The organism is Enterobacter cloacae complex sp. 2022EL-00788, assembly GCF_026627565.1.
In the GTDB taxonomy this organism is placed as follows: Bacteria; Pseudomonadota; Gammaproteobacteria; order Enterobacterales; family Enterobacteriaceae; genus Enterobacter; species Enterobacter pasteurii.
On the sequence record NZ_JAPNMC010000004.1, the window covers coordinates 116,937 to 138,235 of the forward strand.

Below are 21,299 nucleotides of genomic sequence, written 5' to 3' on the forward strand. Positions count from 1 at the left end.
GGCTTAACGCCAGGCCGCGAGGGTTATTTACAGCTGTTACTGGAAGAGCCTTGTTCGCGCCAAGCCCCCCACTGGCCGCCGGTTCCCGGGGTTTCCTGACCCGGGTTGACGTACCACTGGTTGAACCAAACCTTACCGTTGTAAGACACTTTGGTGCATTTGGTCGGGTAAGCAATTTTGGCGTTATAGGCCGGTGCCGCAGGTTTAACCGGCGTATCGTCATTTGCTGGCGTATCGTCCTTAGCCGGAGTGTCATCCTTCGCTGGCGTATCGTCCGTAGCCGGGGTGTCATCTTTCGCGGGTACCGCAGGCTTAGTGACTTTAATGGTCATGCTGTCCGTCGCGGTCCGGCCATCTGCGCCGGTCGTGGTCAGCGTGAAGACCGCTTCCCCCTCGCTGTTGGCTGGAATAACGGCATAGGCATGCGCGCTGTCCACGCTCTTCACCAGCGTGCCGTTCAGTTTTGCCTCCAGGGAGAAGGTTTCCGCCCCTTTCGTCACGCTCCAGTTATAGGATTTGGCATTCAGGCTCTTGCTGCCGTCCAGCGGATAGGTACTGACGCCAGAGGTCGGGGAAACCATGGTGTAATCCGCACCTGCCGCAGCCGTTGGGGCCGGAGCGGCAGGCGTGCTGCCGTCCTTCAGCGCCATAATACGGGCTACCGCACGCGCCATGTCAGGCTGAGTCCCCACCTTTGCCGAATCCCCGTTCGCCAGCGGCGTACCGGTCTCCGCCAGAATCTGACGCATCTGACGCGGTGTCACGGTAATACCGTTGGCTTTGGCGATGCCGGACAGGCTTGCTACCACGCCCGCAATAATCGGGTTAGCGGAAGAGGTTCCGGCAAAAGTCGCGGTATACGAATCGTTAACGCCGGCATTTTTATACAGATCGCCATAGCCTGTGGTCACCACGTCCCAGCAGCCCCATGCGGAGCTAGTGATACGCGAGCCATAGGAGCTGAACGACGCTTTTTTACCGTCTTTCGCGCAAAACGCACCCGCTAAAATAGCCCCGGAGTCCTGAACATGCACGTCAAACCGCCCCTGGAAGCCTGGACTGTCCATGTTGATATTTCCGTTACCTGCAGCCTCAATAACGTGAACACCTTTATCCGTCAGCGCCTTAATAATATCGTAGTAGGCGGTCTGGGATTCCATTGCGACCCAGCAATCCTTCTGACAACCCGCTGGATAACCGCCCGCAACCTGTATCCCAATCTGCACCACGTCGCCCGCTTTTAGCTGGGGGAGCAAATTATAGAGGTTATTACTCGCAGAGGCCGCATACCCCATCCGGCTTTTCCAGGCTAATCCGCGAATACCGGTGCCCATATCTTTCGCCGCCATAATCCCCACTGAAGCCGTGTCGTGATCGTGGTTTGCAACATACGTTGTCTTGCCAGAGCTGAGGCTCATCGGCGGTAAGTTCATATGGCTGGTATTCCAGGCATCAATCTCCGCCGAAATAAGCGTCACCCCTTCACCCGCGCTGCCAGCATAGCTATCTACGCTATCGCGGTTTACGCCGCCCATATAATAACCGGCGCGCTTAACGTCCGGCGCTTTGAGATAATCCTGCTTATTACGGAAATCCGGAACGGCGGCAGAGGTTAAATTATCATTTAATGATGACCTTAACTGTGGCTTAAGGGCAATCTCATCCAGCGATACCGGTTCGGCCTCCGGATAAACAAACTCTACGTTCTGATTCTGCTCAAGTTCGGTAATAATATGGTTAATATACGCTTTATCCTGACTTTTATCTTTCGGTAACTCGATGCGCAGATAACGGTCAAAGCCATAGCGTTTATTGAGTTCCGTCAACTCGGACGATTGGGCTGAGCTCCGCAAATTAGTCGGACGGAACATATTTGTTGCCGTCAGGGAAGCGTCGCTCAGGGTAATTTTATTGTTTGTCGCCTTCAACAAACCTGTAGCGGGCTTTAGCTTCAGAACTATAGCTGTGTAGGTGGCACTATCCTGTGCAAATTCATTTTGCACCAGATTTTCAGCCGCAGCAGAAAATGAAATTGCTGCGCAAATAAAAAGGGATAAGACGCTTTTTTTCATGACGATCACGGTTCCTGTGTGAATTGAAATTTCTCCTTTTTCAGTATCACAGGCGAACGAACCGCGAAGAATAAGAGCAGCCTAATCTGAGTGAAAGACATTTCTTTTATTAGATAAGAAAAGTCCACATCCTGTTAATTTATATTTAGCAAGCAAAGGATACACCTGGATACAAAAACCGTAAAGATTACGCATAATGAAATAATCAAGATCCGCCTACGCTAAAAATATTCTCATCGCTGCTGCTACTTTACCGAAAACTGGATTTTAATAACGTTATATCTTGCGAGGTGTTCCAACCGCCGTTGGCCCCGCCGCTATCATGAAAGGGGTAATACGACGCATCATTATGGACATTAAAATTGTTATCGCTGAAGAATCTTCATTGATTCGTCGCGGCCTATCCTCAATGATGCAAGCGCTGTCGTTACCCGCCTTCGGCATGAACCAGCAGTGCGTTCTGGCCGGCGAGGCGGCCTCTTCCGCTGAGCTTCAGTCGCTTCTTGGCCAGCATCACCCGGATATCGCTATTCTGGGCTATTCGCTGACAACCAGCCTTAGCCGTGCTCCGCTTGCGGGCATGGATGGTCTGAAGCTGTTGAGATGGCTTAATCAGACCTATCCTGCGCTCAACGTTATCCTGCTCTCGCCCTATGCAAACGCCACGCTTATTCGTCAGGCGCTAAAGGAAGGAGCCCGATCGTATCTGTCGCGCGATATCAACGAGAAAACCTTAAGCCAGGCGATTGCAACCGTCCTGAAAGGCGAGATCTATATCGAAAGCCAGCTGGTTAATATGCTTTTTCGTCATGAAAAGACGGACGTGGAGAAACTCTCGCCGCGGGAAATTGACGTGCTGCGCCTGATTTGCAACGGTTTAAATTTGAAGGAAATTGCACACCATATGCACTTGAGCATTAAAACGGTCAGCGCGCATAAGGTGCGGGCGATGGAAAAGCTGGATGTGAAAAATGACTGCCAGCTCTACTCTCTCATCATCAAGAACCAGATGTTTGACATCAGGATGTAGCACTCCCCCGCCGCCGCTACGGCGGGAGAGACAATCACGCCTCCGGCAGTTCCGCCAGCGGCCAGCGTGGACGGACGGACACGCTCAAATCGGACGTTGCGCCGGCGTTCAGGCGTACCATACCGGCATAGGCGATCATCGCCCCGTTATCGGTACAGAATTCCGGACGCGCATAGAACACTTCCCCATGACGCTTTTGCATCATCCCGGCGAGCTTCGCGCGCAGCGTACGGTTAGCGCTGACGCCGCCTGCCATCACCAGACGCTTAAAGCCGGTCTGATCCAGCGCGCGTTTGCACTTGATCATCAGCGTTTCAACCACCGCATCTTCAAACGCACGGGCGATATCCGCACGGGTTTGCTCGCTGTCGTCATTGTTGCGGATCGTATTGGCCGCGAAGGTCTTCAGGCCAGAGAAGCTAAAATCCAGCCCCGGGCGATCGGTCATCGGACGCGGGAAGACAAAGCGTCCTTCCGTGCCCTGCGAGGCCATTTTGGACAGCATCGGGCCGCCAGGGTAATCCAGACCCAGCAGCTTGGCGGTTTTGTCGAAGGCTTCTCCGGCCGCGTCGTCAATCGACTCGCCCAGCAGCTCGTACTTGCCGATGCCCGTCACGCTAATCAGCTGGGTATGGCCGCCAGAGACCAGCAGCGCCACAAACGGAAACTCAGGCGGATTATCTTCCAGCATCGGCGCCAGCAGATGCCCCTCCATATGGTGAACCGGAATGGCCGGGACATCCCACGCGAAGGCCAGCGAACGCCCCACCGTGGCACCGACCAGCAGCGCGCCGACCAGGCCCGGGCCTGCCGTGTAGGCTACGGCATCAATATCTTTTGAGTTCAGTCCGGCCTCTTTCAGCGCCGCCTGAATCAGGGGAACCGTTTTACGCACGTGGTCACGAGAGGCCAGTTCAGGCACGACGCCGCCGTAGTCAGCGTGCAATTTCACCTGACTATACAGTTGGTTGGCCAGAAGGCCTTTTTCGTCGTCGTAAATGGCGATGCCGGTTTCATCGCAGGATGTTTCAATACCCAGTACACGCATGACTTGTTTTACCTCGTTTCAGTACCGCGCAGTGTAGAGCCTGGGCGGGTTGATGTAAAACTTTGTTCGCCCCGGGACATACGCTCGTGTATACTCTTCCCCCTTATAAAAGTCCCTTTCAAAATCGCATCGGTGCTTTACAAAGCAGCAGCATTTGCAGTAAAATTCCGCACCATTTTGAAATAAGCTGGCGTTGATGCCAGCGGCAAACCGAATTTATTAAAGGTGAGAGTTACATGCCGGTAATTAAAGTACGTGAAAACGAGCCGTTCGACGTAGCACTGCGTCGCTTCAAACGTTCATGCGAGAAAGCAGGTGTTCTGGCTGAAGTTCGTCGTCGTGAGTTTTATGAAAAACCAACGACCGAACGTAAGCGCGCTAAAGCTTCCGCTGTGAAACGTCACGCGAAGAAACTGGCTCGCGAAAACGCACGCCGTACTCGTCTGTACTAATCTGTTGAGGGCTAAAGCCCTCAATTGACAGACAGAGTTGTAGTCGTAAGGCCGTGCTTCCGGAAGGAATGCGCGGCTTGTTTTCGTTTATAAGTCGCTTAAATTTTTGGGGCATATGGCCGGAAGAATCCCACGCGTTTTCATCAATGACCTGCTTGCCAGAACCGACATCGTCGATCTCATCGACGCGCGGGTAAAGCTAAAAAAGCAGGGCAAGAACTACCATGCGTGCTGTCCGTTCCATAACGAAAAAACCCCCTCTTTCACCGTAAACGGTGAAAAGCAGTTCTACCATTGCTTCGGCTGTGGCGCACACGGTAATGCCGTCGATTTTTTGATGAACTACGACAAACTCGAGTTCGTTGAAACCGTCGAAGAGCTGGCGGCGATGCATAACCTTGAAGTGCCGTATGAAGCGGGCAGTGGGCCAAGTCAGATCGAGCGCCATCAGCGGCAAACGCTGTATCAACTGATGGATGGCCTGAATTCGTTTTACCAACAGTCTCTAAAGCACTCTGCGGCTGAGCCTGCGCGTCAGTATCTGAACAAGCGCGGACTGAGCGACGATGTGATTGCGCGTTTCGCTATTGGTTACGCCCCGCCCGGCTGGGACAACGTGTTAAAGCGTTTTGGCGGCAATAGCGAAGATCGTAAATCCCTCATCGACGCAGGCATGCTGGTCACTAACGACCAGGGACGAAGCTACGACCGCTTCCGTGAACGGGTGATGTTCCCGATCCGCGACAAGCGTGGCCGGGTAATTGGTTTTGGTGGTCGCGTGCTGGGTGATGCCCTGCCGAAATATCTCAACTCCCCGGAAACCGATATTTTCCATAAGGGCCGCCAGCTCTACGGTCTTTATGAGGCGCAGCAGGATAATGCGGAACCTCCGCGGCTTCTGGTCGTCGAAGGTTATATGGACGTCGTTGCGCTGGCGCAATACGACATTAACTACGCCGTTGCGTCACTGGGTACGTCCACCACGGCGGACCATATCCAGCTGCTGTTTCGCGTCACTAACAACGTGATTTGCTGTTACGACGGCGACCGCGCCGGACGCGACGCCGCGTGGCGCGCGCTGGAAACCGCGCTGCCGTACATGACCGACGGACGTCAGCTGCGCTTTATGTTTCTGCCCGACGGTGAAGACCCGGATACGCTGGTGCGTAAAGAGGGCAAAGCGGCATTTGAAGCGCGGATGGAGCAGGCTCAGCCGCTCTCCACGTTTCTGTTTAACAGCCTGATGCCGCAGGTCGACCTAAGTACCCCTGACGGGCGCGCGCAGCTCAGTACGCTGGCGCTGCCGTTAATCAGCCAGGTGCCCGGCGAAACGCTGCGCATCTATCTGCGTCAGGAGTTGGGCAATAAGCTCGGTATTCTGGACGACAGCCAGCTTGAGCGGTTAATGCCGAAACAGGCTGAAAACGGTACGGTTCGCCCCGCGCCTCAGCTAAAACGCACAACCATGCGTATACTGATAGGGTTACTGGTGCAGAACCCCGAACTTGCTCCGCAAGTGCCGTCACTGGCGGGTTTGAACCACGAAAAATTGCCGGGACTTGGCTTATTTTCAGAATTGGTCAACACTTGTTTGTCTCAGCCAGGTCTGACCACCGGACAACTTTTAGAACACTATCGCGGCACAAAAGAGGCCGCTACCCTTGAAAAACTGTCGATGTGGGACGATATAGCAGATAAGGATATCGCAGAAAAAACGTTCACCGACTCACTCAACCATATGTTTGATTCGATGCTTGAGTTGCGCCAGGAAGAGTTGATTGCTCGCGAGCGCACCCATGGCTTAAGCAGCGAAGAGCGCCGGGAACTCTGGATGATTAACCAGGAACTGGCGAAGAAATAAATCCTTTACGTTGTCAGACAACGTGAAGGATGACGTATTTAACGGCTTAAGTGCCGAATATCGATCGGGAAGCCCCCGGCAGCCGCACTGAGAGGCAGCGGCAAAAATATAAGTACGCCCTCGCTTTAAAGGTTGGCAGCCCTATCGCCGACACCAATCAAACGAATTAAGTGTGGATACCGTCTTATGGAGCAAAACCCGCAGTCACAGCTGAAACTTCTTGTCCAACGCGGTAAGGAGCAAGGCTATCTGACCTATGCCGAGGTCAATGACCATCTGCCGGAAGATATCGTCGATTCAGATCAGATCGAAGATATCATCCAAATGATCAATGACATGGGCATTCAGGTGATGGAAGAAGCACCGGATGCCGATGATCTGTTGCTGGCTGAAACCTCCAACAACACTGACGAAGATGCGGAAGAAGCTGCTGCACAGGTACTGTCCAGCGTGGAATCTGAAATCGGGCGTACCACTGACCCGGTCCGCATGTACATGCGCGAAATGGGTACCGTTGAACTGTTGACCCGCGAAGGCGAAATTGACATCGCAAAACGCATCGAAGACGGGATCAACCAGGTTCAGTGCTCTGTTGCCGAATACCCGGAAGCGATTACCTATCTGCTGGAGCAGTACGATCGCGTTGAAGCGGAAGAAGCGCGTCTGTCCGATCTGATCACCGGCTTTGTCGACCCGAACGCTGAAGAAGATATGGCGCCTACCGCCACTCACGTCGGTTCTGAGCTGTCTCAGGAAGAGATGGATGACGACGAAGACGAAGATGAAGAAGAAGACGACGACAGCAGCGATGACGACAACAGCATCGATCCCGAGCTGGCGCGTGAGAAATTTGCCGAGCTGCGTACCCAGTACGAAGTGACGCGTGACACCATCAAAGCGAAAGGCCGCAGCCATGCCGCCGCTCAGGAAGAGATCCTGAAGCTGTCTGAAGTGTTCAAACAGTTCCGCCTGGTGCCAAAACAGTTCGACTACCTGGTAAACAGCATGCGCGTGATGATGGATCGCGTACGTACCCAGGAACGCATCATCATGAAGCTGTGCGTTGAGCAGTGCAAAATGCCGAAGAAGAACTTCATCACCCTCTTCACCGGCAACGAAACCAGCGAAACCTGGTTCAACGCCGCTATCGCGATGAACAAGCCGTGGTCTGAAAAACTGCACGACGTGAAAGAAGACGTGCAGCGCGGCCTGCAGAAACTGCACCAGATTGAAGAAGAGACCGGCCTGACCATCGAGCAGGTGAAAGACATCAACCGTCGTATGTCCATCGGTGAAGCGAAGGCCCGCCGTGCGAAGAAAGAGATGGTTGAAGCGAACTTACGTCTGGTTATCTCTATCGCCAAGAAATACACCAACCGTGGCCTGCAGTTCCTGGATCTGATTCAGGAAGGCAACATCGGTCTGATGAAAGCGGTAGATAAGTTTGAATACCGTCGTGGTTACAAGTTCTCCACCTATGCTACCTGGTGGATCCGTCAGGCGATCACCCGCTCTATCGCAGACCAGGCGCGCACCATCCGTATTCCGGTGCATATGATTGAGACGATCAACAAGCTCAACCGTATTTCCCGCCAGATGCTGCAGGAGATGGGCCGCGAGCCGACGCCGGAAGAGCTGGCCGAGCGCATGCTGATGCCGGAAGACAAGATCCGTAAAGTGCTGAAGATCGCCAAAGAGCCTATCTCCATGGAAACACCAATCGGTGATGATGAAGATTCGCATCTGGGGGATTTCATCGAGGATACCACCCTCGAGCTGCCGCTGGACTCTGCCACCACCGAGAGCCTGCGTGCCGCCACGCACGACGTTCTGGCTGGCCTGACCGCGCGTGAAGCAAAAGTGCTGCGTATGCGTTTCGGTATCGATATGAATACCGACCACACGCTGGAAGAAGTGGGTAAACAGTTCGACGTGACCCGCGAACGTATCCGTCAGATCGAAGCGAAGGCGCTGCGTAAGCTGCGCCACCCGAGCCGCTCTGAAGTGCTGCGTAGCTTCCTGGACGACTAATCCAGATAAACAGCAAAAAGCTCCCAATCGGGAGCTTTTTTTTTGCTTATTCCCTCTCCCTGTGGGTGAGGGCATCATACCGCAGAGGATCCTAAAGCCCCCGCACCACCAGCGCCTCGTCCAGCTCCCGATACGCCTCAACCAGCTTATCCAGCGTTGCCCTGTTCAGCCCGCTCGGATTCGGCAATACCCAGACCTGCGTCACACCAATGGTGATATTCTGCTTACCCCACTTTGCGCCGCGCTGGCTGAACGCCTGCTCGTAGGCCTGCTTGCCGAGGATCGCCAGCGCGGCCGGCTGATAATCCTCTATTTTCTTGACCAGCTCGCGCCCCCCGCTGCGCAACTCATGCAGGTTAACCTCGCTCGCCTGCACGGTGGGCCGCTCCACCAGCATGGTGATCCCGCAGCGCGTATCCAGCAGATGCTGCTCCTCTTCAGGCTTAAGTAACTTGTCGGTAAACCCGGCCTGATAGATAACCTTCCAGAAGCGATTCCCCGGATGGGCAAAGTGAAAACCGGTGTGTGCCGAAGACTTGCCCGGATTAATACCGCAGAACACCACCCGCAGCCCAGGGGCCAGAATATCGTTGATCATCTCTACTCCTGTCTATGCATCATAAGAGAAGTATAAAGGATTGATTATGCATTGTTTATAAAAACAGCAGGCAGGTGTGAATGGCTGGATTGCTGAGGGGAGTTACTTTATAATTCACCGCCACGGCCCCTTAGCTCAGTGGTTAGAGCAGGCGACTCATAATCGCTTGGTCGCTGGTTCAAGTCCAGCAGGGGCCACCAAATTTTAGCTTTAGAATCAGCCATTTAAGCCACTCTCGCGAGTGGCTTTTTTGTTGCCTGAATTTACCGTGGCGATGGATTGGCGGTACTGATAGCTTCTCATAGCAATAAAAAAACCGCACAAGGCGGTTTTTTAGTGAAGCGGCTAGCGCTACCTGCCGTTCGCCGATGGCCCCCGGGCGCGTTCTGGCATTCCAGGGGCAGCAATCAGGCGTTCAACGGACTCCATAGTGACAAAGGTACAGCTGCAATCGACATTGGTGCACTGATGATAACGCTCTTTGGTATTTTCACTTAAATAGCGGCTGGTGCGAGCATGTGCCGAGTGTTTGCATTTAGGACAATGAAACATAACGCCTCCGTAAAATTCACATAATGTGAATTTATAATACCCCAAAAGGAATTAATTGGAAGCTTATTACTCACCATCGATAGAAAATTTTTCGTCAGAGATGTCAGGTTCAAGCTGCAGCTCGGTCGTAAAGCCTCTCTCGTTAAGGTTATGTATAACCCGGCTGACGATCCATGCCTGCTCGTCAATGGCACGCTTGAAGCCCTTCACCAGGACAGGGGTTTCGGGAAAGAGATCGGCTTTCCCCAGCGCCAGCTGGATTGAAAATTTCACGACCCCGCGCTGGAGCGCGCGCCACTTCGCCTCAGCCGCCCTGAGCGCCTGCTCTTCTGAGGCAAAAATCGTGGTCAGCTCAAAGACGTTATCTGCGGCACCAACCAGCTTCTCCTGCGGCGCCTGCGCAGTGCTGTCGGGCGTCACGGCGGCGTCGGGATGAGGTAACGCGCCTGACGCTGCTGCCGGCGGCAGGCGATTAATACTGACTGTGGGGTGTTGCTTTTTGGGGTCGCTCGTTTGCAGCCATTTGGCCGTCACGCCGGAATACGCTTCGCGATCGGCGATGGAAAAACTGTGCCTGTCTCCATCGGCGCGTTCAATCACCTTTAACGATACAGGCCTGCCGCTGGCCGTCACGGCACTGCCCGCCTTCATGAAAAGCACCTTCCCTTCCTTAACGGCTACAAACGCGCCATTACGTTCAGCCAGGCGGGAGAGGAACGCGGCATCGGTCTCCTGAGACTGGTCGATATGGGCAATGGTTACGGACGAAAACTCCGCCGCCACGCTGGCGCTAAGCTGGTTGCGCTGTGCGACGGCATCAACTATCGCGCCGATGGTGGTGTCATGCCATGACTGCTCGCGACGTACGTTGAGCTTGCCACGAAAATCGGCGCTGCGCCCCCGAATGGTTAACCGGTCCGGCGCCCCCCGAAATTCAATATCATCGACCGTAAAACTCCCTTTCGGCTCCAGAGGGATACCCTGCCAGCCCAGCCATAGCGTAATAAACGCGCCGCGAGCCGGCAGGTCTAACAGACCGTCGGAATCATCCAGCTCGATGTCCACCCGATCGGCTTCCAGTCCGCGGTTGTCGGTCATGGTCAGGCGGATAAGGCGGTTGCTAAAATTTTGCGTAATATCACGGCCATCAAGCTTGAGCATAAAATCGGGGGCTATTTTCCCTCCTGCCTGGATATTCATTTCCGCGATCATCCCAGCAGCCCTCCGATTTCGTTACGCGCGCTTGTCACCAGCTCTTCAGCCTGCGTTCTCAGGTCGCCAAACATCGCCATCAGCGATTCGTCCACCCGCTTCAGAGAAAGCGTAAAATCGATTTTCCGCGCCGTACCATCGCTGTAAAAATCCGTATGGACATGAGTCACCTTTTCGATAACAAACATGCCATGGATAATGCCCGTCCCGTCGATCAGCGGCCAGGCTCGACCCTCATTCGCCATCAGCTCGATAGCTTTCAGGGACAATCGCCCTCCGGTGATTTCAGGATAAAGCGTTCCGGAGAGCGTATGGGATGTGTCACCCTCTCCCAGATACTGCCAGGCTTTCGGCTTTCCGATGCGATCGTTAGAGGCCCAGCGGTAATCCTTTGAAAACTGCATTGACTGATACGGTAAGGTTCGTCGTTCAAAGACAAACAGCCCCAGCACCATTAACATTTTCTCTCTCCCTAACCATACATAAAGCTGGATCGCCGATCCGCCGCTCTCTGATTTTCTCTGCTATCCAGGGCATCCTGAATTTGCCGGCTGAGACTCGCGCCGGATGCCATGTCACCCTGCAGCGTGAAGTGATATTCGTTCTTGCTCTGATCGACATAAGAGCGACCGCCCGTGGCGATGGCTGGCTGATATTTCTGGTAGCCACCATAGATCGATGTCGGCGGAATATAAGAACTCCCCGACGCAGAGGACGCTGACTCTGCCTTCGCCGCAGCGGGCTCAATATTGTCCGACTCTTTTTTAATAAGACCGAGTTTATCCAGCAGCCAGGTCGCCTTGCCGCTCAGGCTGTTAAACAGATTAAGCGGCGCCATCAACGCATCTCCCAGCGCCTGGCCGAACGCCACACCCGCGTTTTTACAGCTGTCGAGGGTTTGCTGGGCTGCTTTGACAGGCGTAATCAGGTCGGTGAACCACTGCCAGATCCCGCTCAGTTTTTCCGAGATGTAATCAAACGCCTTCAGAAGCGGAGAAAACAGTTCGCCCAGTGGCGCGAAGACCACGGAAAGGCCTTCGACCACTCCGGCAAAGAAGGCGCTGACGGGTTCCCAGTATTTAAAAATCAGTAATGCACCCGCAGCAATCGCCGCACCAATGGCAATGATGGGCCAGCTGAGGGCACCGAGGATCGTCATAATGCTGCCGCCGACCACGCTAAAGGTGGTGCCTAACATTCCCGCGGCGGTTATGACCAGGTTCAGGCCCGTCAGAATCGGTGCGACGACCATACCTAACCCGCTCACTATGCCGGCAAACGCCTGCGCGCCGACAACAACGCCAACCAGGCCTTGCGTCAGCTCAGGGTTAGCGTTCACCCAAAGCGAGAGCGTACTGAGCCATCCGGTCGCGGTGGTGGTCAGGGTGCGCAACGCGCCATCTGCCTTATCAAAGACGTCAATCTTCAGGCCGCTCCACGCCGCCTGGAGCTTGCTAACATCGCCGTCGAGGTTATCAGTCCGAATGGACGCCAGCCGCGCAGAACTGCCATTAGCCCCCTGAAGCTGCTGGCTTTTCTCAGCAAGCGTTCCGTTGCCCGCAGCCGAAACCAGTATTCCTGCTTCCCGCGCGTTAGCCTGACCGAAGATGGCCTTCAGGTACGCCGTCTGCTGCGCCGTGCCGAGCTTGCTCTTTTCGAAAGAGTCGGCGATAGCCTTAAGGATATTTTCCGCCGGTAGCGGATTGCCTTGCCCGTCATGGGTCTGCACACTGAGTTCACCAAGCGCCGCAGAGCTCTGGCTATTCGGCAGCTGAAGCTGGCTCAGCACAGCGCTGACCCCGGCGCCGGCAGCGGTCCCTTTCACCCCCTTTTCCATCAGAATGCCCAGCAGGGCCGTGGTCTCTTCAAGGCTGACGCCTGCGCCGCTGGCGGCTGGTGCGACAGTGGCAACGGCGGCCCCCAGCTCGGTGAGGCTGGTACCAGACGTGGTAAATCCGCGGGTGAGGACGTCTGCGATACGCCCGGCATCGGTGCTCGCCAGATTAAACGCGGTCTGTGCATCGCTGATGATGTCGGCCGCTTTTGCCGCATCAACATCTCCCGCAAGGCTGAGGTTGACCGCGGGAGCCGTAGCCGCAAGCACCCCATCGGCGTCATATCCTGAGCGCACCAGCTCGCGCTGCGCCAGAACGATAGTATCCGTTGAGGTTCCCGTACTGACGCTGACGTCCTTCGCCTGCTGGCGAATGGCCTCAAGCCTGGCGTCGCCCTTCTCCAGCCCCAGATTTGCCTGAATGGCAGACATCTGCTTTTCAAGGCTGATACCCGGCGCCATAAAACGGGACGTCTGGTCGAACCCCGCTTTTGCCATACCCACGCCCGCGCCGGCAAGCTGATGCACGCGCGAGACAACACGTTTGCCGGACTCGTAGCGGCTCTGAACGGCATTGAGCCGCGCCTGCTGCTGACTGACCCGGGCAAGCGCCTCTCTCTGCTCGTTGAGGTGCAGCGTTTTTTCGCTGATGCTCTTTCTTAAACGACGTTCATCTGATGCCAGGGTGCGCGTGTTAATCCCCGCCTGTGCAAGTTCGCCTCGCTGACGCTGCATGGACTGGCGCAACGTGTTGTACTCAAGCTTCAGGGCGGCTACGGATTGTCGTGCTGCCGCCAGCGCCTCGCTCTGCTCGCGGGTCGGGTTTTGCGTGTTTCGTAGTTCGAGCGCCAGCGCCGCCGTCTGTTGTTTCGCCTGGGCAAGCGCCTGCCCCGTGACGGCAAGCTGGCTGCCTGTTTTTCTGAACCCATCAACGCGGGCCGCCTGCTCGTCGAGCGCGCGCAGAGCCGCCTGCGAATCACGGATCGCTCCCTCGAGAGAGAGGCTGGCATTCTGGATAGCCTTAAGCGGTCGGCTTGCCCGGTCGACTGCATTCAGCAGCTCCTGAAGTCTGACATTATTACTCATGGTGGTTTCCGCTTCGCTGTAGCGCCTTTTCGCGCCATATGAGGAGCTCGGTCACGCTCAGGGAGTACAGCTCTGACGGCGGCCAGTGAAAAATCACCGCGATATCCGCCATCAGATCGTCGACCGACAGGTTTTCGGGAAATCTCAGCGAGCCGAAGTCGGTGACAAAAAACCGACCACCTTACCGGCAAACGAGAGCAGGTCGGAGGCATCCAGACGCGCAATCTCATGTTCGGTCAGCGCCGGAGAGGTCATTCGCGGCAGCACCTTAATCAGGGCATCCACGTCGGATTGCGCCAGCGACGCCAGCGATACGCCACGCAGGGTGCCCGCATTCGGTTTTGCGACGGTCACTTTTTCGATTTTTTGCTCGCCGCGCAGAACGGGGCTATCAAGCGTGACGGTGTTTGGATTTTCGCTTTCGTTGATAACGGTCTCGTTGATATTTTCCATTTCGTTACTCTCAAAAAGGGGAAGTAACCGGCCAGCAGCTGCGGCCGGTTAAGGGTTACAGGCCGATGGCCTTACGGTGTTCCGCCAGACGATCGACGCCGTCGACCTTCAGCACCATGTTGATGATGTCAATCTCGATGACCTCTTTGCCATCGATAGTAAGCTGGTAGTAGGCACACTCGGTGGACATCTTGGTGGTGCCGCTTTCGCCCTGCTTGTTCTCGCCGCCATCGAACTCTTTATGACGGCCGCGCATCACGATCTCCACCGCAGAGATTTCGCCGGTATCGTCACGCTGGAAGGATCCGGTAAAACGCAGCGGCACGCTGTCCGCGCCCGGAGAGGCATACTGTGCCCACAGCGCGACGTCCGGCAGACCACCAATAGTCCACTCCAGCGCCAGGGCGTCATCGTCCAGGCCGAGGTCGACGGAGACCGAGCCCGGCATACCGCCGCCGCGATATTTCTCCAGCTTGCGGGTGAGCTTCGGTAAGGTGACAGACTCAACAACGCCTATATAGCTCAGGCCATCGTTGAACATATTCAGATATTTAAGTTTGCGTGGTAACGCCATGCTTCAGCTCCTTAGCTGTTAACCGAATCTGACAGGTCTGCCAGATAGGTATCGGTGATGCGCTGGCGCAGGGTCAGATTCTCCAGCGGCGGTACAGGGGTGTAGTCGTAGTCGATATACAGTTTCCCCGCTTTGAGGGTCGACACGTCATTCGATTCCGGGTCATACCAGCAGGAGCCATCAACGATGTAGCCATTGGTTTTCAGCTCACGGAATTTGGCGTTGATACCGGAAATGATGTCGCGGATAAGCGTTGGGGTAATGGGTTTATCCATCGCCCATGCGTGCGCTTCCGCCATGGTGTCGGCCAGTACCTGTGCGGTACGGGTGTAGTTTTCAAACAGGAATAACGGATCGTCAGAGCAGGTACGGTTGCCCCAGAATTTGAAACCGTCATTGCGAATCAGCGTGGTCACGCCAGCCTGGTTCAGCAGGTTTGCATCGGTAGCCTGTTCCTGCAGATCCCAGGAGACAGAGGCGCTCACGCCGGTAACGCCGTTGACGCCCACGTTGGACAGGGTTTTATGCCAGCCGGTGGTCTGGTCGATTTTAGCGCGCAGGCCAAGCGCGCGAGCGGTCGCCCAGGCCGTTTTGGTGACGTTCGTTGCGGTATCCCACGCCAGAAAATCCGGGTGAATCACCATCAGCTCGCGCTGGCTGAAGTTTTTGCGATAGTTGATAGCCTCAGGAATGGTTTTACAGCCCCATGCGCTGACATAGCCAAACGCGCGCAGGCTCTGGCACGTCGCTGCCAGCGCGGTCGCCACTTCCTGCGAATCCAGCCCCGGTACGCCGAGAATGCGTGGCTTAACGCCGGTCACCGTTTTGGCGGTGAGAAGCGCCTTCAGGCCGGTATATTTGCCGTTTTCGTCGGTGGTACCGATGATGTTAGAGATAGTCTGCTTCTGTGCTGCATCAGGATCTTCCGGGTTGTCGATACCTTCGGCAACGCGCACAACCACAACGACCGGCTTGCACTGGTCAGCGATAGCCTGCAGGGAGGCAGAGAGCGTCCCCTGTTTGCCGGCTTTCGCAATGGCGGATTGTACATTGGTAATGAGCACTGGCTCGTTAAGAGGAAATGTCTGTTCGTCAGCATCGCTGGCCGTACAGACCATACCGATGATTGCCGTCGAGACGGTAGAAATGGTGCGCGTGCCATCGTTGATTTCGATGACTTCCACGCCGTGGTGATAGTCGCCCATCCGTTTAACTCCGTGGTTTAGTGGTGAGGCTATTTTCTCTGGAGCGCACGATGGATGCGACTTATTGGGGTTGGGGAAAGGATTACACAACAAACGAAAAGCCCTCCGTGAGGAGGGCTGCATTTATAGAGGTGACTCAGGCCAGTCAATTATAGGAGCTTCACTGATTTCGACACGATTAAGCGTCACACGGTATCTTTTAAGTTCATTTAGCTTGTTTTCCTCATCTTCAGTACTGATCCCTAAATCAACGGCATCCTGTAAAGGAGTAATTATGGCTGCAATTTCTGACAACTTATATATTAGTTCATCTCTTGCTTTTTGAATATATTCTTCTTTTGTATATTTTCTTCGCTCTATGACACCCTCTCGATAGACCCATTCTTGAGAAATATCCAACCCTTTGGGAACGTCAGCAACATCGATTTCAACAACTGCACAGTTTACAGGATTCAACAAGGTGGCATCAGTAGAAAACATAATAATAACACCATCAGCATCGCAGACTAATTTTAGCCTATCAGCGGAATAATTAAATTGCATCTCATGCCATAACACCCCTTCCTCCGTGCGTAAGAAAATAACATCCATGCCAGTATTTTCTTTTATGAATTTAGCATCCTCAATCAGTTTCTTTTCCACTGGCTCATAAGGAAAGTAAATATCTTTTATTTTCATCAAAGCACCCCTGCATTATACCAAGTCCCATTAAGATTATATTGCGCATATCTATAGTTAACTGCTGTCCAGTCAGTTTTTTGTGCAACTCCTGTAACAACAGCACCGTTCGGGGCAGATGCATATGCCGCCCCTCCATTGTTATTTGTTGCGTTAGCATTAGCACCAAGCCGCCATCCTTGCAAAAAGCGAGCATTAGATTCAGCTTTGGTATAGGCCTGTCCTGCGGGAGTATAGTTTCCTTTAGGCTGATATCGTCCGTCACTCTCCGCTTTAGTATAAGCCTGGCCAGCAGGGGTGTAATTACCTTTAGGCTGGAATCTCGAATCACTTTCCGTTTTGGTGTAATAGCGCCCATCAAAATTGGAATAATTGGTTGGTATTATTTGCCCAGTAAATGAAAAGGTTGTGGTATTCCAGTACCCCATAACTTTTGAATTAGCCCACAGGTCTACCTGACCATCCTTAGAGCTACGCAGCCCGGAATCATTATCACCGATATTCAGAATCGCCGTACCAACGCCACCAATCTGAACGGGTCCGTTTGATATTATGGATTTCCCCTGTGTAGGATTCAGGTTAACGGTACCGTCCGAGTTTAAACTTATGCTGTTGTTTGCCCCTTTGTAATTAAGGAGCGTAATGTTAGCATTCGTGGTTGAGCCTGCGCCCACGTACCAGTGATTTTTATTAGCAGAGTCATAAGAAACGATATAACTGGCATAACCTGCCGTTTTCGGCTGCAACCTGATAGCCTCACCATCAACATTCATGATGAGCCTACCCGTCATAGTGTCGCTGCTTTTGTTCACCGCACCAATATCAGCCGGGGATGGTTTATTGGCCGCGTCATACTGTTTAACCCATCCAGACCACGTCCCGCTGTAAAGCGAACGAATATACGAGCGGGAGCTGTTATAAATGCGGTAAATCTGCGTAACACCCGCATGTTTATAGACTTCCAGTGACCCGGCGTTAGCCTCCGGATAATTCTTGCCGGTTTGCGCCTGCGCGTTTGCTGGCTGGTAATACAGACCCGGCGTGGTGTATGCGTTCAGGTCGGCGGCATTGCCAATGCTAACAGTCTGACCATTAAAAATATCCTGCGCCGTAATACTGATATCGGCACTCAGCGCCCGGCCATTGACCTTGCGCCCTGACGGAACTCGCCCGTTGGCATTGTCATTTGCAGCCTTAACGGCTTTCGGTGTCGCCGCCAGTGCCTCAGACACGCTGTCGGTTGCGCTGCTGAGCTGGACGATACCCTTTTGCGCCGTGGTGGCGTCCTGAGCCGTGTATTTCCCTTTCGCAAGGTCATACGCCGCCTTTACCGATTTCGGCGTCGCTGCGACGCTCTCAGACGTGCTGTCGGTCGCGCTGCTGAGCTGAACAATTCCCTTGCGCGCCGTAGTGGCGTCCCCTGCGGTATACTTCCCGTTCGCCAGGTCATACGCCGCCTTAACCGCCTTCGGCGTTGCAGCAAGCACCTCCGAGGTGCTGTCGACTGCACTGCTGAGCTGCGTAAAGCCCTTTGCCGTAAGCGTGGCGTCCGGATGACGGCGAGACTGCTCATGCTCCGTTAGCTTCCCGTCGACGTAGTCCTGTGTGGCCATCACCGTTGAGGTGTCAATTGTGAGCTCAACGGAGGCGATGTCGCTCACCATGATAACCATTCGCACGGTCTGCGCGCGACCTGACCCCTCCGCCAGGGCGGGCTTATAGCTTTCAGCCATATTCCCGATCGCGATTAGCGTTCCGGTATCGTCATAAAGCCCCATCTCGCGCATCCAGAAACCGCCGACCTCGGGCGGGATCAGCAGCTCCGCCACAACGTAGTTTTTGTTCTTCTTGTCCTGGCTGATTTTGTTCAGCGCGTGGCGCCAGACTTCGTTCACCAGCTTTGTCTTGCTGGCATCAGGAACGGGCAGCGCACCGCCGCCGTCGCCGACCGCCATTGCGGTAAAGTTAACTTTCTTCGCGTTCGGGACGGTTGCTGCCGCCAGTTTTTCTGCACCGGCTTTGGTGATAACCGTTTTATATTTCACTGTCATTGTGCTCTCGCTTATCCGGGGTAAACCGTGATGATGTCGCCGTCATAGCTCAGGGCTCCGGTATAGAGGTAACCCGGAATGTCCTGGATAATATTCAGGCCGATAAGGTGGCGGCTGGCAGGCTTTGCGTCAGCGATAAGCCTCTCCATCTCGTAATACATTTCTTCGGTGATACCGGTATCTAATACCCCGATATCAAGGCGGAAGGTGCCGGGCGGATCGTTGGTTTGCCACCACTCGGTGACGTTAATGAGATAGCCGAGCGGCTCCACCACGCGGCGAACGGCGCCAATCGTTCCCTTGTGGGCATGGATAAACCACGCCGCGCGGATCACGTCCCGCTTGGTGGCTTCCGGCCAGCTCTCATCCCAGCGATCGACCGACAACGCCCACGCCAGCCACGGCAGCAGATTTGCCGGGCAGGTATCCGCACTCCAGAGATGGCGCAGCGGTACCGGCGTTTTTTCTATCTCCGCACAGGCACGGGCGGCCGCCACCTCAAGAGGCGACGAGCCAACCGGCAAAAGACGGGCGTCACTCATCGCTCCCTCCCACGGTTACGCTGTACTGGCTGCACCATGAGGCCTGAGTTGCATCGAGCACGATATCGGCTGCGGGTGCGGTCAGCTCCACGCGCTGCACCCCTTCAACGTGAAGTGCCGCGTAAATGGCAGACTTGCGGATATCGCGCCCCAGCCGGTGCTGCGCCGTGATATAGGCCTGCAGCCGGGCTCTGGCCGCGTTGAGCACCGGTTCACTTTCAGGCCCCGGGAACAAGTACAGCGAGGCCACAATGGTGTAGTCGACAATCCTGGCTGACTGCACGGTCACCCGGTCGGCGACGGGCCTGACGTCCTCATCGTTCAGCGCGTTACGCACAATGGTGAGCAACTCTTCAGACGCCACGCCGTTATTCTCCCGGGAGAGTACGGAAACCGTGACGTTCGCGGGTTGGGGGCTAATAACGGAAATGTCCGCCACCCGCCCGTCCGCGCTGCGGCCATGGAACTGATAGGCCCCTGTCGAACCGGCCACGCTCAGCCCTTCCGGTGCCTGCTGGATGCGCAGACGAAAATCGGTATCGGACTCCATCACAGCCGGCGTGGGCGGGAACGTAGTGTCGTCGGCAGGGGTAATCACCAGACGCTCAAGATTAGCGTTTGCCCCAATCTGGTCGAGATCGCTGCCTGCGGCATAGGCCAGCATGACCGCTCGTGCGGCCTCGTTAACGCGCTGGCGCCAGATAACTTCCCGATACGCGTTTTCCTGAAGCAGCTTCACAATCGGCTCTGACTCTAAGGTCAGCGTGCGCGCGATCGCCTCTTGCTCCGCCTCAGGATACAGCGAGACAAAGGTGGCCTTTCGTTCTGCCAGCAGCGTCTCATAGTCCACCTCTTCCACGACATCAGGCGCGGCGAGCTGGCTCAGATCAACAATAGCCATAGCGTTTAACTCAGTGAAATGGTGATAGAAAAGGAGCTGTCGGAAGCCGATCGCGTGCCGGTGATATCGACATACAACGTCCCGTCATTCTCCGACCGTTCGAAAGCGATCGCCGTCAGGCTAATCCGCGGTTCCCATTTCTGGATCGCGGAGTAGCATGCGGCCATAATTTGCAGGCGCAGCGCCGGGCTCTGGGGCCTGTCGATCATCGCCGCCAGCAGGGAGCCATACTCCCGGCGCATAACCCGCGTGCCAACTGGCGTAACCAGAATGTCGCGCACGCTTTGCCTGATGTGTTCAGCCTCTGTAATGCTGAGCCCGGTCTGTCTGTTCATTCCCGTGTAGCGCACCGTCATTGCGTCCCCTTAGTCCAGCTTCCGCCGCTTTGCACACTGCCGTGGGCATGGTTATCCACCTGTACCCCATTGGAGGTGAACTTACCGCCGGCGTGTTCGATATTCCCGGCCATCACCCCGCCCTTCTGCACCTCCAGAGAGGCGGTAATCAACCTGTTGGTACACACCACTTCAGGTGCATCAAGGGTGATGCGGGTTTTTGATTTGACCAGTACCACCGGAACGGTCGCGGTCAGTGAATCAGTCGCGGTGATGGCTGCCGTTTTGATGCCGGTTGCCGTCAGCGCACCGCTGCCGGGCTCGTATTCGATAACCGCCCCATCAGGAAACGAAACGTGGAGGGCGTCAGGCGACTCAGACGGTGCCGGATGGTCGTCAGAGAAAATGCCTGGCAACACGAAGGCGGTATCCAGTTCACCGCCGATAGCCAGCAGCAGGACCTGTTCACCCTCGGACGGTGCCCACCAGACGCGCGAGCGGCCAGCGCGGCAGGTCAGCCAGTTCAGCCAGGTGGTTTTCATCCCTCCGGATTGGACGCGGCAGAGCCCTCGTTTGAGGTCGACATCGGTCACAACGCCGATACGGATAAGGTTGCGGATCGCGCGAGCGATGCCGTGCATGGAAGTTAGCGTATTCATAAGAAGAGAATGCCGCTCGGGGCGAGCGGCAGCAACGAGGCGGGGTTTTATGCGGGATGAAACAACAAGCAGCATCGCTGAATGGACAGCCGACGGGGCTGCGGGCTGGCCGTCAGCGCGGTAAG

21 protein-coding genes and 1 tRNA gene are annotated in these 21,299 nt (G+C 55.2%); 5 read left to right on the forward strand and 17 right to left on the reverse strand.

The window, feature by feature from the left end:
• Positions 1-23: 23 nt before the first annotated feature.
• The gene (locus OWK27_RS07460) at positions 24-1,826 is read right to left on the reverse strand and encodes a S8 family peptidase (RefSeq protein ID WP_267590128.1); all 1,803 of its coding nucleotides are present in this window, start codon (positions 1,824-1,826) and stop codon (positions 24-26) included.
• A 595-nt stretch (positions 1,827-2,421) separates the two neighbouring features.
• Here OWK27_RS07460 and OWK27_RS07465 point away from each other — a divergent pair.
• A complete protein-coding gene (locus OWK27_RS07465) occupies positions 2,422-3,102 on the forward strand; it encodes a LuxR C-terminal-related transcriptional regulator (RefSeq protein ID WP_148418433.1) in 681 nt (226 codons plus the stop codon).
• A 34-nt stretch (positions 3,103-3,136) separates the two neighbouring features.
• On the opposite strand, the gene tsaD is transcribed toward OWK27_RS07465, so the two are convergent.
• Positions 3,137-4,150: a tRNA (adenosine(37)-N6)-threonylcarbamoyltransferase complex transferase subunit TsaD gene (tsaD, locus tag OWK27_RS07470; protein WP_267590129.1), complete on the reverse strand. Its 1,014-nt coding sequence runs from the start codon at positions 4,148-4,150 to the stop codon at positions 3,137-3,139.
• Positions 4,151-4,386: 236 nt separating this feature from the next.
• Between tsaD and rpsU the strand changes: the two genes are divergently transcribed.
• From rpsU to rpoD, 3 genes are all read left to right on the forward strand, one after another.
• Positions 4,387-4,602, forward strand: a complete 216-nt coding sequence (gene rpsU / locus OWK27_RS07475) for a 30S ribosomal protein S21 (protein WP_001144069.1) — start codon at positions 4,387-4,389, stop codon at positions 4,600-4,602.
• A 115-nt stretch (positions 4,603-4,717) separates the two neighbouring features.
• The gene (dnaG, locus tag OWK27_RS07480; protein ID WP_003862574.1) at positions 4,718-6,463 is read left to right on the forward strand and encodes a DNA primase; all 1,746 of its coding nucleotides are present in this window, start codon (positions 4,718-4,720) and stop codon (positions 6,461-6,463) included.
• 186 nt (positions 6,464-6,649) lie between these two features.
• Positions 6,650-8,494 carry an RNA polymerase sigma factor RpoD gene (gene rpoD / locus OWK27_RS07485; protein WP_006812010.1) on the forward strand — a complete coding sequence of 615 codons (1,845 nt, stop codon included), beginning with the start codon at positions 6,650-6,652 and terminating at the stop codon, positions 8,492-8,494.
• Positions 8,495-8,585: 91 nt separating this feature from the next.
• Here rpoD and mug read toward each other — a convergent pair whose 3' ends face one another.
• Positions 8,586-9,092, reverse strand: a complete 507-nt coding sequence (mug, locus tag OWK27_RS07490) for a G/U mismatch-specific DNA glycosylase (protein WP_267590130.1) — start codon at positions 9,090-9,092, stop codon at positions 8,586-8,588.
• A gap of 124 nt (positions 9,093-9,216) precedes the next feature.
• On the opposite strand from mug, the gene OWK27_RS07495 reads away from it, so the two are divergent.
• Positions 9,217-9,292, forward strand: a tRNA-Ile gene (locus OWK27_RS07495).
• A gap of 151 nt (positions 9,293-9,443) precedes the next feature.
• Here OWK27_RS07495 and OWK27_RS07500 read toward each other — a convergent pair.
• The 14 genes from OWK27_RS07500 to OWK27_RS07565 all read right to left on the reverse strand — a co-directional run bounded on the left by OWK27_RS07500 (position 9,444) and on the right by OWK27_RS07565 (position 21,174).
• A complete protein-coding gene (locus tag OWK27_RS07500) occupies positions 9,444-9,644 on the reverse strand; it encodes an ogr/Delta-like zinc finger family protein (RefSeq protein ID WP_148418430.1) in 201 nt (66 codons plus the stop codon).
• A gap of 66 nt (positions 9,645-9,710) precedes the next feature.
• Positions 9,711-10,856: a phage late control D family protein gene (locus OWK27_RS07505; RefSeq protein WP_267590131.1), complete on the reverse strand. Its 1,146-nt coding sequence runs from the start codon at positions 10,854-10,856 to the stop codon at positions 9,711-9,713.
• On the reverse strand, positions 10,853-11,317 hold the full coding sequence (locus OWK27_RS07510) for a phage tail protein (RefSeq protein WP_148418428.1): 465 nt from the start codon (positions 11,315-11,317) through the stop codon (positions 10,853-10,855). Before OWK27_RS07510 ends, OWK27_RS07505 begins: the two co-directional genes overlap by 4 nt.
• Positions 11,318-11,328: 11 nt before the next feature.
• Positions 11,329-13,776 carry a phage tail tape measure protein gene (locus tag OWK27_RS07515; protein WP_267590132.1) on the reverse strand — a complete coding sequence of 816 codons (2,448 nt, stop codon included), beginning with the start codon at positions 13,774-13,776 and terminating at the stop codon, positions 11,329-11,331.
• Positions 13,769-13,924, reverse strand: a complete 156-nt coding sequence (locus tag OWK27_RS07520; protein WP_322091054.1) for a GpE family phage tail protein — start codon at positions 13,922-13,924, stop codon at positions 13,769-13,771. The genes OWK27_RS07515 and OWK27_RS07520 overlap by 8 nt, the downstream gene beginning before the upstream one ends.
• Positions 13,921-14,229 carry a phage tail assembly protein gene (locus tag OWK27_RS07525; protein WP_038420626.1) on the reverse strand — a complete coding sequence of 103 codons (309 nt, stop codon included), beginning with the start codon at positions 14,227-14,229 and terminating at the stop codon, positions 13,921-13,923. Before OWK27_RS07525 ends, OWK27_RS07520 begins: the two co-directional genes overlap by 4 nt.
• Before the next feature lie 55 nt (positions 14,230-14,284).
• Entirely contained in the window at positions 14,285-14,803 is a 519-nt protein-coding gene (locus OWK27_RS07530; RefSeq protein WP_267590133.1) for a phage major tail tube protein, read from the reverse strand.
• 11 nt (positions 14,804-14,814) lie between these two features.
• A complete protein-coding gene (locus tag OWK27_RS07535) occupies positions 14,815-16,008 on the reverse strand; it encodes a phage tail sheath protein (RefSeq protein WP_148418425.1) in 1,194 nt (397 codons plus the stop codon).
• 123 nt (positions 16,009-16,131) lie between these two features.
• Positions 16,132-16,686 carry a tail fiber assembly protein gene (locus OWK27_RS07540; RefSeq protein ID WP_324291166.1) on the reverse strand — a complete coding sequence of 185 codons (555 nt, stop codon included), beginning with the start codon at positions 16,684-16,686 and terminating at the stop codon, positions 16,132-16,134.
• A complete protein-coding gene (locus tag OWK27_RS07545) occupies positions 16,686-18,737 on the reverse strand; it encodes a phage tail protein (protein WP_267590134.1) in 2,052 nt (683 codons plus the stop codon). The genes OWK27_RS07540 and OWK27_RS07545 overlap by 1 nt, the downstream gene beginning before the upstream one ends.
• Positions 18,738-18,748: 11 nt before the next feature.
• Entirely contained in the window at positions 18,749-19,279 is a 531-nt protein-coding gene (locus tag OWK27_RS07550; RefSeq protein ID WP_176609451.1) for a phage tail protein I, read from the reverse strand.
• Positions 19,272-20,180, reverse strand: a complete 909-nt coding sequence (locus tag OWK27_RS07555) for a baseplate assembly protein (RefSeq protein WP_176609450.1) — start codon at positions 20,178-20,180, stop codon at positions 19,272-19,274. Before OWK27_RS07555 ends, OWK27_RS07550 begins: the two co-directional genes overlap by 8 nt.
• 5 nt (positions 20,181-20,185) lie before the next feature.
• Positions 20,186-20,536, reverse strand: a complete 351-nt coding sequence (locus OWK27_RS07560) for a GPW/gp25 family protein (protein ID WP_193355017.1) — start codon at positions 20,534-20,536, stop codon at positions 20,186-20,188.
• Positions 20,533-21,174, reverse strand: coding sequence for a phage baseplate assembly protein V (locus tag OWK27_RS07565; RefSeq protein ID WP_267590135.1), 642 nt, complete (start codon positions 21,172-21,174; stop codon positions 20,533-20,535). The genes OWK27_RS07560 and OWK27_RS07565 overlap by 4 nt, the downstream gene beginning before the upstream one ends.
• Positions 21,175-21,299: the final 125 nt, after the last annotated feature.